General features: G+C 39.3%; 14 protein-coding genes. 13 read left to right on the forward strand and 1 reads right to left on the reverse strand.

Translation table 11 applies throughout. The annotated features are described in order from the left end of the window. Positions 1 to 11: 11 nt before the first annotated feature. Positions 12 to 632: a TetR/AcrR family transcriptional regulator gene (locus tag MKX55_RS07660; RefSeq protein ID WP_339237344.1), complete on the reverse strand. Its 621-nt coding sequence runs from the start codon at positions 630 to 632 to the stop codon at positions 12 to 14. 1,029 nt (positions 633 to 1,661) lie between these two features. On the opposite strand from MKX55_RS07660, the gene MKX55_RS07665 reads away from it, so the two are divergent. The 13 genes from MKX55_RS07665 to MKX55_RS07725 all read left to right on the forward strand — a co-directional run bounded on the left by MKX55_RS07665 (position 1,662) and on the right by MKX55_RS07725 (position 13,014). Next, positions 1,662 to 2,498, forward strand: a complete 837-nt coding sequence (locus MKX55_RS07665; RefSeq protein ID WP_339237348.1) for an ABC transporter ATP-binding protein — start codon at positions 1,662 to 1,664, stop codon at positions 2,496 to 2,498. A gap of 47 nt (positions 2,499 to 2,545) precedes the next feature. After that, positions 2,546 to 3,580, forward strand: a complete 1,035-nt coding sequence (locus MKX55_RS07670) for an iron ABC transporter permease (RefSeq protein ID WP_339183785.1) — start codon at positions 2,546 to 2,548, stop codon at positions 3,578 to 3,580. Continuing rightward, complete coding sequence (locus tag MKX55_RS07675) at positions 3,577 to 4,611, forward strand: iron ABC transporter permease (RefSeq protein ID WP_339183786.1); 1,035 nt, start codon at positions 3,577 to 3,579, stop codon at positions 4,609 to 4,611. The genes MKX55_RS07670 and MKX55_RS07675 overlap by 4 nt, the downstream gene beginning before the upstream one ends. 37 nt (positions 4,612 to 4,648) lie before the next feature. Further along, positions 4,649 to 5,560, forward strand: a complete 912-nt coding sequence (locus MKX55_RS07680) for an iron-hydroxamate ABC transporter substrate-binding protein (RefSeq protein ID WP_339237350.1) — start codon at positions 4,649 to 4,651, stop codon at positions 5,558 to 5,560. Positions 5,561 to 5,598: 38 nt separating this feature from the next. Further along, complete coding sequence (locus tag MKX55_RS07685; RefSeq protein ID WP_339237352.1) at positions 5,599 to 6,354, forward strand: alpha/beta hydrolase-fold protein; 756 nt, start codon at positions 5,599 to 5,601, stop codon at positions 6,352 to 6,354. Positions 6,355 to 6,725: 371 nt separating this feature from the next. Next, the gene (locus tag MKX55_RS07690; protein ID WP_339183790.1) at positions 6,726 to 7,223 is read left to right on the forward strand and encodes a small multi-drug export protein; all 498 of its coding nucleotides are present in this window, start codon (positions 6,726 to 6,728) and stop codon (positions 7,221 to 7,223) included. 92 nt (positions 7,224 to 7,315) lie between these two features. Beyond that, positions 7,316 to 7,543 carry a hypothetical protein gene (locus MKX55_RS07695; protein ID WP_339183791.1) on the forward strand — a complete coding sequence of 76 codons (228 nt, stop codon included), beginning with the start codon at positions 7,316 to 7,318 and terminating at the stop codon, positions 7,541 to 7,543. A 74-nt stretch (positions 7,544 to 7,617) separates the two neighbouring features. Further along, a complete protein-coding gene (locus tag MKX55_RS07700) occupies positions 7,618 to 8,625 on the forward strand; it encodes a LytTR family transcriptional regulator DNA-binding domain-containing protein (protein ID WP_339237354.1) in 1,008 nt (335 codons plus the stop codon). After that, positions 8,622 to 9,329: an ABC transporter permease gene (locus MKX55_RS07705; protein ID WP_339183793.1), complete on the forward strand. Its 708-nt coding sequence runs from the start codon at positions 8,622 to 8,624 to the stop codon at positions 9,327 to 9,329. The genes MKX55_RS07700 and MKX55_RS07705 overlap by 4 nt, the downstream gene beginning before the upstream one ends. A 414-nt stretch (positions 9,330 to 9,743) precedes the next feature. Then, the gene (locus tag MKX55_RS07710) at positions 9,744 to 10,658 is read left to right on the forward strand and encodes a glycine betaine ABC transporter substrate-binding protein (protein ID WP_339237356.1); all 915 of its coding nucleotides are present in this window, start codon (positions 9,744 to 9,746) and stop codon (positions 10,656 to 10,658) included. A 224-nt stretch (positions 10,659 to 10,882) separates the two neighbouring features. Then, on the forward strand, positions 10,883 to 11,338 hold the full coding sequence (locus MKX55_RS07715) for a hypothetical protein (protein ID WP_339237358.1): 456 nt from the start codon (positions 10,883 to 10,885) through the stop codon (positions 11,336 to 11,338). Positions 11,339 to 11,461: 123 nt separating this feature from the next. Next, complete coding sequence (locus MKX55_RS07720) at positions 11,462 to 12,190, forward strand: ATP-binding cassette domain-containing protein (RefSeq protein ID WP_339237361.1); 729 nt, start codon at positions 11,462 to 11,464, stop codon at positions 12,188 to 12,190. Then, positions 12,187 to 13,014, forward strand: coding sequence for an ABC transporter permease (locus MKX55_RS07725; protein WP_339237364.1), 828 nt, complete (start codon positions 12,187 to 12,189; stop codon positions 13,012 to 13,014). Before MKX55_RS07720 ends, MKX55_RS07725 begins: the two co-directional genes overlap by 4 nt. The last annotated feature ends 12 nt before the right edge of the window (positions 13,015 to 13,026 follow it).

Raw genomic sequence — 13,026 nt, forward strand, 5'->3', positions numbered from 1 at the left:
AGGTACATTGGTTACCAATTTAAAATCGATTCTTCAATTCCCAGCGTTTTTGCTAAAACTCCCTTAAAAGCTTCTAAGTAAATTTCCATTTCTTCTACAGCTAATTTTTTTAGCTTGAGATCATTCGAAACAAAAACATATCCTGTTACTAAAAAATGGGCAGTCTCATAAGGGTAAGCTACTTGAAAAACGTTCTGCTCTTTTCCTTCCTCTATCACTTTTGTAAACAAAGGGAGCAGCTTTTCAATAAATTTATGATAAAAACGGTCCATCATATATCTGTTTTCTTCCAGTTGAACCGTTTCCTGCAGGGTGACTTTCTCCTCTGTAACAGAATCTTCTTGAATAATCGTTGTTTGTAAAAACTGTTTTAACTTCTCTATTGGGGTCAATGAAGTATCGTTAACTATTATTTCCATCTGCAGGATAAGCGGCTTAACAGATTTTTCAACCAGGATATAAAGAATTTCTTCTTTATTTTTAAAGTGATAATAAAGCAGTCCTCGTGAAATTCCTACTTGGTTGATAATATCCTGTGTAGTTGTCTGCAGATAGCCTTTTTCTGTAAACAGCTTCATCGAAGCATCCAGGATTTCTGCTTTTCGAACTTCAGGCAATTTCACATCTCTCATGTTATATACCTCCTTTGAGGATAGTATATACAGATGACTGACAAAGTGTCAATGTAGAGGTGGACATAATTTTATATTGACAAGGAAACCTGTCCATTAAAAATAATTAAGATATGAATGATGCCTGACAGTAGACGAGATATCCTGTGTATAGACGATGAGCATTTAATACATAGAAAACGAATTAATCGCTGAAGGTGCGAACAATTCGTTTTCTCAAATTTATCACGGAGAACCGTCCGTAAAACTCCCGCCTCAAAATAAAGCGTAAAAATAAATTTATTTAGGCGGGAGATAACGGACGCTAACTCCCTGAATCACTCAACTAACAATCAGTGGGAGAATTAAGGAAACAGACTAAATTCGCGACGTCCTGGGGTTGCGATTACTCACCCCACCGAAAACATTTGTCGCAACGTCTGCACTAGCACATCCTGGGACTGCGGTTACTCGCCCCATCGGAAACATTTGTGCGTCGAAAACTCCCACTGATTGAAGTTTCGTTTTATAATAGATTGTTTGGAATGAAACCAATAATAAAAAGCTAAGCCTTCTTGTTTGTAAAGAAATTAGAAATGAGGACTATAATTATTCCTGTTATAAGTAATGGCAAGGAAAAAGTAGAAAAGACCTCTGGACCGTCCGTTATCGTACCTATCCTTTCATTAAACATCATCCCTGTTATGAAAAATAGAAATCCTAACCAAAAAATTGACTTCCCAAGCTTCGTATGTTTTTTCATATTGCATCACCATCTCATCCATTCCTAATTTTTAACCCGTTAATTTAAATACAATTTACATATAATCTATAACAATTTTACCATATTTATCCATAACCTTCTATAAAATCCAAGTGTAAATAACTGATAATAATAGCTTTGAATGCTTTGGAAATAATTTAAGTCTATTAGTGTATTAAAATTTATCTTGACAAGTTTACTTTTTTAATCAATAATGATAATCGTTATCAGTGATAATGATTATCATTATCAAAAAATTAAAATGTCATAGAAAAGGAGGCGAACCAATGAAAGCAATCGAAATAAACGAAATCGATGTCGGCTATGCGAATGAGTTAATTATCCAAGACCTCAGCATTTCGATCCCGGCCAATAAAATCACAACGATTATCGGCCCGAATGGCTGTGGAAAGTCAACGCTCATCAAAACAATTGCCCGCATTTTAAGCGTGAAAAGCGGTGCAGTTTTTTTAGAAGGCGAGGCAATTCATAAGGTCGATACAAAAGAGATTGCAAAACGCATGGCTATCCTGCCTCAAACTGCCGAAGCGCCTGGCGGATTGACCGTATATGAATTAATTTCTTATGGTCGGTTTCCTTATAAAAAAGGGATGGGTTCTCTAAGGAAGGAAGATTACGAATACATTGACTGGGCAATTGAGGTGACAGGATTAGCGGAAGTTCAGGAGCGGGCAATCAGTGCTTTATCCGGCGGGCAGAGACAGCGGGTCTGGATTGCAATGGCCTTGGCGCAGGGGACAGATATTCTTGTGCTGGATGAACCGACTACTTATTTAGATCTGGCACATCAATTAGACATTTTACTCTTATTGGAGCGCCTCAACAAAGAAGAAGGTCGTACCATTATTATGGTTCTACATGATTTAAACCATGCTTCGCGCTTCTCGCATTATATGATTGCGATGCGTGATGGAGAGGTTGTGACAGACGGTACGCCAGAGGATGTGATGACCTGTGGTAATCTGCAGCAGGTTTTTCAAATTGATGCACATATAGCAAGGTGTCCGCATAGTGCGAATCCGATTTGCTTATCGTATCAGTTATGTCAGGCGGAATCGGCATGCGCTTCATCTAAACCATGCCATCAAAAGGTGTCAGGTTAAGCATTTATGATAAATAGTAAAAGTAAACAATGAAAGGTAACTAATCAATGAATGAACTAGAAGATTTAAAAGAAGTCAGAGAAACCGTGCGGCCTGTCCGGAATGTGCTTATTTTAGCGGCGGGGAGCTTCCTTTTACTATTATCTTTGCTGCTGGCTGTATCTCTTGGCGCTGCGGATATGCCATTGAAAACAGTCTGGCAGGCCATATTTCAATTTGATCCGGATTTACAGCAGCATCAAATTATCAGGGAAATACGCTTTCCGCGTATCCTTGGAGCAGCAATTGTCGGCAGCTGTTTTGCTGTATCTGGGGCATTAATGCAGGGGATGACACGTAACCCGCTTGCGGATTCCGGACTGCTTGGATTAAATGCCGGTGCTGTGTTTATGTTAGCATGCTGTTTTGCATTTTTTCCGCATCTGTCGTATGTATATATGATTTTATTTTCATTCCTCGGTGCTGCCCTTGGTGCTGGAATTGTATATGGCATCGGTTCTTTATCAAAAAATGGCCTGACACCAATCCGTTTAGTGTTGGCTGGTGCAGCAGTCAGTGCCCTTTTGGGAGCATTAAGTGAAGGAATCGCGCTTTATTATGAAATTGGGCAGGACTTAGCATTCTGGTATGCAGGCGGTATTTCCGGTACAAGCTGGGGCCATTTGCAAATCATTACACCTTGGCTGCTGCTGGCAGTTATCGCTGCAGTGATAATATCCCGCTCAATTACATTATTAAGTCTGGGAGAAGAAGTTGCGGTTGGGCTGGGTACGAAAACTGGACGCATTAAATTAACTGCTGCCTTGATTATTGTTGTATTAGCTGGTCTGGCTGTTTCTGTCGTCGGCGCGGTGAGTTTTGTGGGATTGATTGTACCGCATATGGCCCGCTGGCTGTTTGGGTACGATTACCGCTGGATTATTCCCGGAACGGTCATTTATGGTGCGTTACTGGTTGTGTTAGCGGATTTAACAGCACGTATTATTAGTCCTCCTCATGAAATGCCGATTGGTGCCTTAATTGCCTTATTGGGCGTGCCTTTCTTTTTATACTTGGCAAGAAAGGGCGGGGGAATGGTATGACATTACAGAAAAACAAACAGCATAGCCAAGTCAGAAAAGCGAGAAGAGCAGGGCTGGTCAGTGTTACCTTAGTCCTTCTGATTATTATCATATTTTTTATCAGCTTAAATACAGGGAGCATTTACTTAACACCGGCAGAGGTTATTTTTACTTTATTTGGACAAGGTACAGAGCAGCAGGCGCTTATTTTATTTGATTTTCGCTTGCCGCGTATGATTATTGCTTTGCTGGTAGGAATGGGTCTTGCAATCTCAGGAACCGTACTGCAGGGGATTGTTCGGAACCCATTGGCAGATCCCGGAATTATTGGGATTAATGCTGGAGCAGGTTTAACCATTATGCTTTTTTTATCCTTCTTTGCAGTAACAACAACAATATCTGTCTTTCTGATGCCGTTTTTAGCTTTCTTTGGAGCAGCAGGTGCTGCCCTTATCATCTACTTGCTTTCTTACAAGCGGTCTGAGGGAATTTCGCCGATGCGGCTGGTATTGACAGGAATTGCAGTTGCAGCCGGTATCAATGCGTTAATGATTGTATTAACACTGCGGTTGAACCCAGAGACCTATCAATTTCTGGCAACCTGGCTTGCGGGAAGTATATGGGGCTCCAATTGGCAGTTTGTTCTTGCATTGCTTCCGTGGCTTGTTATCCTGGTCCCGTTTGTTTATTCCAAAGCAATGGTTCTGAATATTCTCCACTTAGGGGAAGAAACATCCATTGGGTTAGGAGCAAACTTAGAAAAAGAACGGCGTGTGTTACTGGCTTCCGCTGTTGGTCTGGCAGCAGCGAGTGTATCTGTCAGCGGGGGGATCGGATTTATTGGGCTTATTGCTCCGCATCTCAGCAGACAGCTGGTTGGAGACAAGCATGAGTATGTAATTCCAGTGTCAGGCTTGGTGGGGGCGCTGCTGCTGCTCTCAGCAGATATGATTGGCGGTTTCATTAAACAGCCGGAAGTGCCGGCAGGGATTATCGTCGCTGTAATTGGAGCACCATACTTTTTATATTTATTAGCAAGGCTGAAAGATTAATAGTTTAAAACAATAAAAATAGAATGAGGGAAAACAAATGAAAAAATTACTATTTCTTTTTGGATGTTTACTCTGTCTTGTTATTGCGGGCTGCAGCAATCAGTCAAACAGCAAACAAAATGACGGGAAGGAAGAAGCATCAAATGAAACCGTTACGTATGAATCAGAAACAGGGCCGGTTGAAATACCTGCTGAACCGCAGCGAATTGTTGCCCTGTCAAATGGACCAAATGTTTTCGCTTTAGACGGAAATTTAGTAGGGGTCGATGAATGGACAAAAGCGAGTCCGCTTTTTGAAGAAGATATGGCAGATATAGAAATAGTTTCGGAAAATGATCCAGAAGGTATTTTGGCGCTGGAACCGGATTTAATTATCGCCGGATCACATATGGAGAATCTGGATGAGTTAGAAAAGATTGCTCCGACTGTTATTTATACATGGGGAAAGCTGGATTATCTGGAGCAGCAAATAGAGATTGGTAAGCTTCTAAATAAAGAGGAAGAAGCACAGGAATGGGTGGATGACTTCACTAAACGTGCGAAAGCAGTCGGTGACAAGATAAAGGAAAAGCACGGGGAAGATGTTACCGTATCTGTATTTGAAACAGATTCTAAAAATTTCGCCGTCTTTGGAGATAATTGGGCACGCGGGACCGAAATATTATATCAGACGATGGAGCTGGAGATGCCTGAAAAAGTACAAGAGGATGCACTTGCTGACGGTTATTACAACTTATCGCAGGAGACCCTGCCAGAATATGCTGGAGATTTTATTATTCTAAGCAGTATGGGCGGAGAGAATGAATTTACAAAAAGTGAAACATGGCAGTCCATTCCGGCAGTAGAAAATAATCAGGTAATCGAAATTGATACACAAGAGGCAAGCTACAGCGACCCGGCAACACTGGAATATTTACTAGACATTTTTGAAGAAGGATTTCTTCAATAAGAAAGCTTTTCTAACTCATCACAGGAGGTAGTCATTCCATGTATCGCAACAAAAGATTTCAGTTTTCTGGAAAGCATCACCCTTATATTATAAATGTTTTCATCCCGGAGCAGCCGGTTCCAGACAACGGATTTTCCGTGTTATATATTTTGGATGGAAATGCTTATGGCACGCTTTTCAGTGAAATGATAAAGCTGCAAAGCAGGCGATTCGAGAAAACAGGGATCGAGCCGATGCTGTTAGTTAGTATCGAATATGAGGGAGGGGAGCCGTTTCATTCTAACCGGGTATATGATTTTACCCCTCCAGCTGCAGAGGTTGAGCTGCCAGCAAGGCCAGACGGATATTCTTGGCAGGAACATGGCGGAGCAGAGGAATTTATGGATTTTCTAGAAGCGGAATTAATCCCGTTTATAAATAAAAAATATAAAACAAATCAGCAGAAGCAAACAATCTTTGGACATTCACTTGGAGGTTTATTTGTTTTATATACATTATTTCAGCGTTCCCGCCTTTTCAGCCATTATTTCGCTTGCAGTCCTTCCATATGGTGGAATAAGCAGGCAATTCTATCATATGAAACAAATATCAATGATAAACATGTCAAGGGACTGTTTATTGCTGCAGAGCAAGTTGAAAACAAGCAAATGTATGCAAACGGTCTTGCCATGTATGAAAAACTTTCTGAGCGCAATAAAGATTTAAAAACAGCTTTTTTTGCATCAGAAGGAGAGAACCATATGTCTATTGTGCCTACTGCGTTTAGCAGGGGGATGCGATTTCTGCATTCATAAAAATCAGGAAGGAATCTCTTTTAGGAGGTTCCTTTTTTGGTAAGGAGAGGGGAATATAAATTCCAAGTTATTCTCAAGTATAGTAAAAGAATAAAGAAAAATATTGGAATCCTGCTTCGTGTTATAAAGATATGTCACTTTAACCATATAAAATAATATTCAGGTTTGTCCGCCTCTCATTTATCCCCATTCATTCTGTTTATCTTTTATAAATTTATACGATAGCTGCCTTTCATAAAAAAACAAGTACCATTCAGCATAATCCAGCTTCCATTCCATGCTATTTTCCCTCTCTTCATCCGGAATCTGGTGCAGCAGCGCTTTTTCTCCCATATGCTTGAGTCACTAAGCAAATAAGGAGTGAATTTTTTATGGAGTTTTTTCAAGATCTATTAATTAAGCTAATTGAGGCAGATACATGGGTGCAGTATGTAAGTGTGTTTTTAATTTCTATTGTGCCTTTTTTTGAATCCTATGTAGCGATTCCAATCGGGATTGTCTTTGGATTTCCAAGTATTCAAGTTGTCCTGATTGGTGCAGTTGGTAATTGGTTGTCTGTCATGGTGTTTATTTGGCTTATTTCTGGTTTGCGGAAGAAAATAGCTGGAAAGAAAAATAAAGAAAGTAAGCGGAAAAACCGTGCGCAAAACATATTCAATAAATATGGAGTTGCTGGTTTATCCTTTGCTGGCCCGATTATTTGTTTTCATGTGTGTGCTGCAATTTCTATTGCGTCAGGAGCGAAAAAGTCTTATGTGAGTATTTGGCAGACAATTGGTATAGGAGTATGGTCGGTTGCATTGGGGGCAGCTTTTCATTATGGTGTCAATCTTTTGGAATACCTTCCTAACCTGAATCCATTTTCTTAAAGTTAAAGCGGAGGAAACCGTTGAATGTAAGTAGAAACTGAAATATTAAGATATTCCTTCATCTATTTCAAATTTTAAAAAGGAGAAGATACATGATGAAAAAAATAAAACAGGCAGGTGTAGCTGTACTGATGATTTTGTTTGCAGTTATTCCATTTCTGGTTATCTATGAGCCTTTGTCACAGGCTATTCCCGCCTTGCCAAAGTATGAAGCTCCCGGGTGGTTTATTCCTGCCGGCTTTATCAGCATTGCTCTGATTGTTGCTCTTTCGTTTTTGTTAGCCTCTTTAAGCTCAAATGGAGATTCGAGCAAGTATTAAAAATAATGGTTAAATGAGGATGTTTCCTATAATATTGAAACTAAGATAACGAATTGAACAAAGGAGACGTTTGGATGGTAATGTCTTTTAACAAGCTAAGAAAAATTGAACAAAATACAGTTATGCTGCCGGATTTGAGCCTGACTGTCCAAAAAGGGGACATCATTGCTGTTCAGTGTGAAAATGAATATATTGGACGCCTGTTTGCTCTGTTAAATCATCCGGAGCATATCAAAAAAGAAGCGATTACCTTGCCGGAAGACGGATTTCAAAATGTCTATCTGTTTCAGCAGACGGACGGTTTATATAAACGATTAAACGTGAAGCAGATGCTTCTATTTTGGTGCAAATTATATCGGCATCAGGCAGATTTAGAATTCGTTTTAAACCTATGTGAATTGCAGCATTGTACAATGAAGAAAACAAAACAGCTGACATTATCCGAACAGCAGCGGTTGCTATTTGCTTCCGCATTGATCCAGCGGGCAGAAGTATATATTTTTGAAGATCCTTCCCTTGGATTGGACCTTCAATCCAAGCATGTACTTCATAATCTGCTGCTTCATTTAGCGGATAAAGGTGCAGCAGTAGTATTGTTTACGCCGACCTTGGAAGAAGCCATTCGACTTGGAAGCGCTGTTTATCGATATTCCGAACGGGGCGTCCAGCAGCTGGAACAGGATATAGAAGATGCTGAAAATACGGCGGAAGAAGAACCAGAGGAAGAAATAACAAGTATGCAGGTACAATTGGATAAGATTAGTGCAAAAATCGAGGATAAAATCATTCTTTTTAATCCGCTTGAAATTGATTATATAGAGGCTCGTGATGGGCAGACATATCTTTTTGTGAATAATGAGGAATTTGCCTCGTCCAATACGATAAAAAGTTTAGAGGACCGGCTGCAGCCTTTGGGATTTTTTCGCTGTCACCGATCCTATCTAGTTAACCTGCAGCGGGTACGGGAAATTATTATTTGGAGCAAAAACAGCTACAGTCTCAGTCTGGATAATCCATCAAAAAGCACCATTCCATTATCAAAAGGAAACTATAGTAAGCTGAAAGAGTTGATCCATTTATGATGAAAAATGAAAAAACGGGACATTTGTATCGCTTCAAAGCATTGCTTTATAAGGACATTTGTGATTTGCGCTGGAATGGGCAAGTGCTCTTTAACCTGATTACAGGTGCTATTTTGATTTCGTTGTTTGCCTTGCTCCCACACGAGGAAATTCCGATTTCGTTTGTGTTTGCATTTGTTTTTGGGATGCTGACATTGCTGATGCAAGGAAATTTAGTCGTGGAAGAAAAGGAGCAAGGAACCATCCGGCGTTTGAAGCAGGCTGGTTTCTCCCTAAAAGAAATTCTTCTTTCAAAAATGATGGTAACATTTACGACAACAGTACTAATATTGCTTCTTTTCTTTGTACTTTACGGGAATCATCTGCTATTTCATTTACAGCTATTTATACTTGTTTTGCCTATTGTGATAATGATGTTAATTACTGGTACGTTCTTAGGCATAAAAACAAAGAACACCATTGAAGTCAGTCTTTATGGATCGCCAATCATGATATTCTATTTTTTCTTGGAAGGTCTTTTGATGAATAGCAGCCGGGAAGCGATGCCCTGGCTGGCCATCTTTCCAAATTATCATATTCATTATGGGATTGATCAAATCTATTACAATGAACCCTTTCTTTCTTATTTAGCTGTGCCTGTGATTTGGATGGCAGCAGTAGGAGCAGTGTTTATAAGCTGGTATAAGAAGCAGCAATTTGATTAGATAAATAAAATTGTAAAAAACAGCAGGTGACTGCTGTTTTTTGGTATATAGGAGAGAATAATGCTTGCCAATCTGCATAAGTGTAACGAAGACTTTCGTCCAGAGGCTTGATGTATGCTGAAGTTTCTAAGCGATTTTAAGAAATAAGCGGTACGCTTTTTAAGATATTAATAGTCTGAATCATTTGTTAATTAAATAAAGATGCTCAAACATAAGAAATAAGCATTAAACTTATGCTTTTGTATGATGAGGTAAAAAAGATTCAACTATTTGCTGATTTATCCGTTTATTTGCCGGCTTACGCCATTTGAAGGAGCTGTGATAGAAAGGTAGAATGTAATTTGTCATGAAAAAATTCCTTTTAAAAGAGGATATAGGCTTATTTTACATACTTTAGAAAGGGGAGCAATGGTTATGATGAAGAAAGTAAAAGGACTTGGATTTATTCTTTCTATTTTAGCTGTATTCTTACTTGCGGCATGTGGAGGCTCTGATGATGAATCTACTGGAGAGGACGGCGAAACGAATTACAGTGAAGCAGTAGATCATACGATTATTGGTATTGAACCCGGAGCCGGGATTTCTGTAGCTACGGAAAATGCTCTAGAAGAATATGAGAATTTAGATGGATGGGACGTAGAGCTGTCATCTACCGGAGCAATGATGTCTGAATTAGGAACAGCTATTGAGAATGAAGAACCAATCGTTATTACAGGCTGGAATCCGCATTGGATGTTTGCGCTTTATCCAGATATGAAGTACCTGGAAGATCCTCAAGAAATTTATGGGGGAGAAGAAACGCTTAATTCTTTAGCAAGACTTGGATTGGAAGACGATAATCCAGATGCCTATCAATTTATTGACCAGTTTGAATGGGAAGTAGAGGATATGGAAGAAATTATGTATGAAGCAGAAGAAACTGGTGAAGATATTGAAGATGTAGCGGTACAATGGGTAGAGGATAATCAAGACAGAGTAGATGCATGGGCAGAAGGAGTCAATGACGGAAACGGTGCTGAAATAGAGCTTGCGTCTACACCATGGGATTCAGAGCGTGCTTCTTCCAACGTCGTAAAAGCGGCAATGGAACAGCATGGTTTTGAAGTGACTGTAACGGAGGTAGATGTAGCAGTTGTTTTTGAATCGGTTGCCTCTGGCGATGTCGATGCTACTTTAGCTGCCTGGTTACCATTAACACATAGTGAATTCTATGAAGCGAATCAGGACAACTTTGAAGATTTAGGACCTAATTTAGAAGGAGCTAAAATCGGTCTTGTTGTTCCAGAATATATGGATATTGATTCGATTGAGGATTTAGAAGCAAACTAAAAATAATTCAATAAAAGAGGAAAGCCTTATATGGAAAGAATCGGCTCATTCGCAGGTTCTTTCGTATAAGGTTTTTCATTTTATATCGGATTTTCGAAAAGAAAGAAAAAAACATATATATCGCTACATTCTTTTCAAACCTCCTGTATATGATTTAATATAGAGGAAGGAATCAAAAAGAAACTTACATAATTTAAAAAATGTGTAAACAGGGGGTGCCATTTTTGAGAACTGGAGAAGTAAAATATAATGTCAGTATTGTATTTGTTATCATTGCTATTCTATCATATGCTCTTTTGGCAATGAATTCCTACAGTATGCTTGGCAACATAGAATCTGACGGGGAATTCCGGGAATATATTGAGGAAAATCTGCAAGCAGCTGGAGATGATCTTGGAGGAATAACACTGGAAGAACAGATAGAAATTTTTAGCAGCATCATAACCTTTGTGATTATTATTTCTATTATCTATGCCTTGTTAGGCATTGTCGCTGCCGTTTTTTTAGCGAAAAAAATAAGAGTCAAGCTTACAGGGATTCTGCTGATTGTGCTAGGAGGATTAAGTGTTCTTTTGACGTTAGTTCTAGGAATTATTGGAATCTTAGGCAGTATTGGTTATCTTATTGCCGGTATCGTCACGGTGGTAAAGCATCGGAGAGCAGGGAATGTTATTGGGTAAAGAGTAGAGAGAATAAAGAAGCGCAAATATCAGATAGTGGTATTTGCGCTTCTTTATTAATTATATTTCTTTATAATTCCTTTATTTTTAGCATTTAACCTATTAGATAGGAGGATGATATGAATGAAGGAAAATATAGTTTCTGTACAAAATATAACGAAAAAAGTGAAACGAAGAGATTTACTGCAAGCTATTACATTTCATGTGAAGAAAGGAGAAATCTGCGGCTTACTTGGGCCAAATGGAGCTGGAAAAACAACTTTGCTGAGAGTCCTGACAGGATTGATCTATCCGAATGAGGGAGATATTTTTATTCAAGGCAACAGTATTATCAAACATCGGCAGGCCGGGCTTTCTCAGATCGGGGCAATCATCGAAAATCCCATTTTCTTTCCTTATATGACAGGGAAGGAGAATTTATATAATTTAGCTTTGCTTCATCCGCAGTTAACAAAACAAACTCGGGAAAAGAAGGTAGATGACGTGCTGCAAATCGTTCAACTGAAAGATAGAGCTGAAGACAAGGTACGGACGTATTCACTGGGGATGAAGCAGCGGCTGGGAATTGCGCAAGCCTTATTAGGAGACCCTTCTTTATTGGTTTTGGATGAACCGGCAAATGGACTGGATCCTATGGGAATCCGTGAGTTAAGAGAGTTGATTTTAAGAATGAATGAAGAATTTGGGATGACGATTCTTATTTCCAGCCATTTACTGGATGAGATTCAGCGAATTTGTGACCAGTTAGTTGTTATCAGAGAAGGAATAGTGCTGTGGTCTGGACCAATGGCAGATTTAGCAAGGGAAGGACAGCAGTTAGAAGATGCCTTCGTGGAGCTGGTTTCCCGATGAAATATATTCTAAGCAGTGAGTGGAATCGATTATGGAAACGAAAAACAACCTGGCTCGCATTTTTGAGTATTCCGCTTCTTTTAGTTGCGGCAGCTAGCTATTTAAGTACGCAGAATGCATCGCTTACTCCGGATGTTGCGCAGTATACAGTAGCCTGGAATTTTCCAGTGCTGGGCTTATCGGAAATGCTCTTTACTGCTTTTCAAGGGGTGGTTTTACTGCTTATCAGTTTATCCGTTACTGAAGAATACCAGTCTGGACAACTGCGGATGGTTCTGATTCGTTCCTATTCCTTCAGCAAGGTGATGACAGCTAAATATATGGTTATCATTGGAGCCATGTTCCTTTTCTTTGTTCTTTATTTTATCTGCAGTCATGTAATCGGGTTATTCTTTTTTGAAAAACCGGATGAATATATGCAATTTTATTATTCTTCTCCTGTCAGTGTCGCAGAGGGAATAAGGTATAATGCCGCCTTTTACGGTTTGGGTTTTTTGACGATGATTGTCATGATTACCGTGTTTTTCTTATTAGCTATCATTAGCCGGACAACGACAACAGCTATTGGTGCTGGGGTAGGATTTTTATTATTATCCTTTACTTATCCGCAAATTTTGAACTTTTTTCAGGAGTTAATAAATGAAAGTACGTATATGCTGCTATTTTTTACATCGATACCGATGATTCAATGGGAAGGATTGACGATCATGCTTTCAGAGAACAAAGAATGGTTGTCTTGGAATCTGCTAATCCTTTTTATCTACATGGTTCCTCTGGTCAGTTTACTTTATCTTATTTGCAGAAGAAAAAATTCTTTTATCTAGGTGGGGGTTATC

It is taken from the genome of Oceanobacillus sp. FSL W7-1281, assembly GCF_037969835.1.
Taxonomy (GTDB): Bacteria; Bacillota; Bacilli; order Bacillales; family Amphibacillaceae; genus Oceanobacillus; species Oceanobacillus oncorhynchi.

Excerpts from the sequence above, each read along its gene's own strand:
- MKX55_RS07660 (WP_339237344.1), bottom strand. The coding sequence starts at position 632 with ATGAGAGATGTGAAATTGCCTGAAGTTCGAAAAGCAGAAATCCTGGAT.
- MKX55_RS07665 (WP_339237348.1), top strand. The coding sequence starts at position 1,662 with ATGAAAGCAATCGAAATAAACGAAATCGATGTCGGCTATGCGAATGAG.
- MKX55_RS07670 (WP_339183785.1), top strand. The coding sequence starts at position 2,546 with ATGAATGAACTAGAAGATTTAAAAGAAGTCAGAGAAACCGTGCGGCCT.
- MKX55_RS07675 (WP_339183786.1), top strand. The coding sequence starts at position 3,577 with ATGACATTACAGAAAAACAAACAGCATAGCCAAGTCAGAAAAGCGAGA.
- MKX55_RS07680 (WP_339237350.1), top strand. The coding sequence starts at position 4,649 with ATGAAAAAATTACTATTTCTTTTTGGATGTTTACTCTGTCTTGTTATT.
- MKX55_RS07685 (WP_339237352.1), top strand. The coding sequence starts at position 5,599 with ATGTATCGCAACAAAAGATTTCAGTTTTCTGGAAAGCATCACCCTTAT.
- MKX55_RS07690 (WP_339183790.1), top strand. The coding sequence starts at position 6,726 with ATGGAGTTTTTTCAAGATCTATTAATTAAGCTAATTGAGGCAGATACA.
- MKX55_RS07695 (WP_339183791.1), top strand. The coding sequence starts at position 7,316 with ATGATGAAAAAAATAAAACAGGCAGGTGTAGCTGTACTGATGATTTTG.
- MKX55_RS07700 (WP_339237354.1), top strand. The coding sequence starts at position 7,618 with ATGGTAATGTCTTTTAACAAGCTAAGAAAAATTGAACAAAATACAGTT.
- MKX55_RS07705 (WP_339183793.1), top strand. The coding sequence starts at position 8,622 with ATGATGAAAAATGAAAAAACGGGACATTTGTATCGCTTCAAAGCATTG.
- MKX55_RS07710 (WP_339237356.1), top strand. The coding sequence starts at position 9,744 with ATGATGAAGAAAGTAAAAGGACTTGGATTTATTCTTTCTATTTTAGCT.
- MKX55_RS07720 (WP_339237361.1), top strand. The coding sequence starts at position 11,462 with ATGAAGGAAAATATAGTTTCTGTACAAAATATAACGAAAAAAGTGAAA.
- MKX55_RS07725 (WP_339237364.1), top strand. The coding sequence starts at position 12,187 with ATGAAATATATTCTAAGCAGTGAGTGGAATCGATTATGGAAACGAAAA.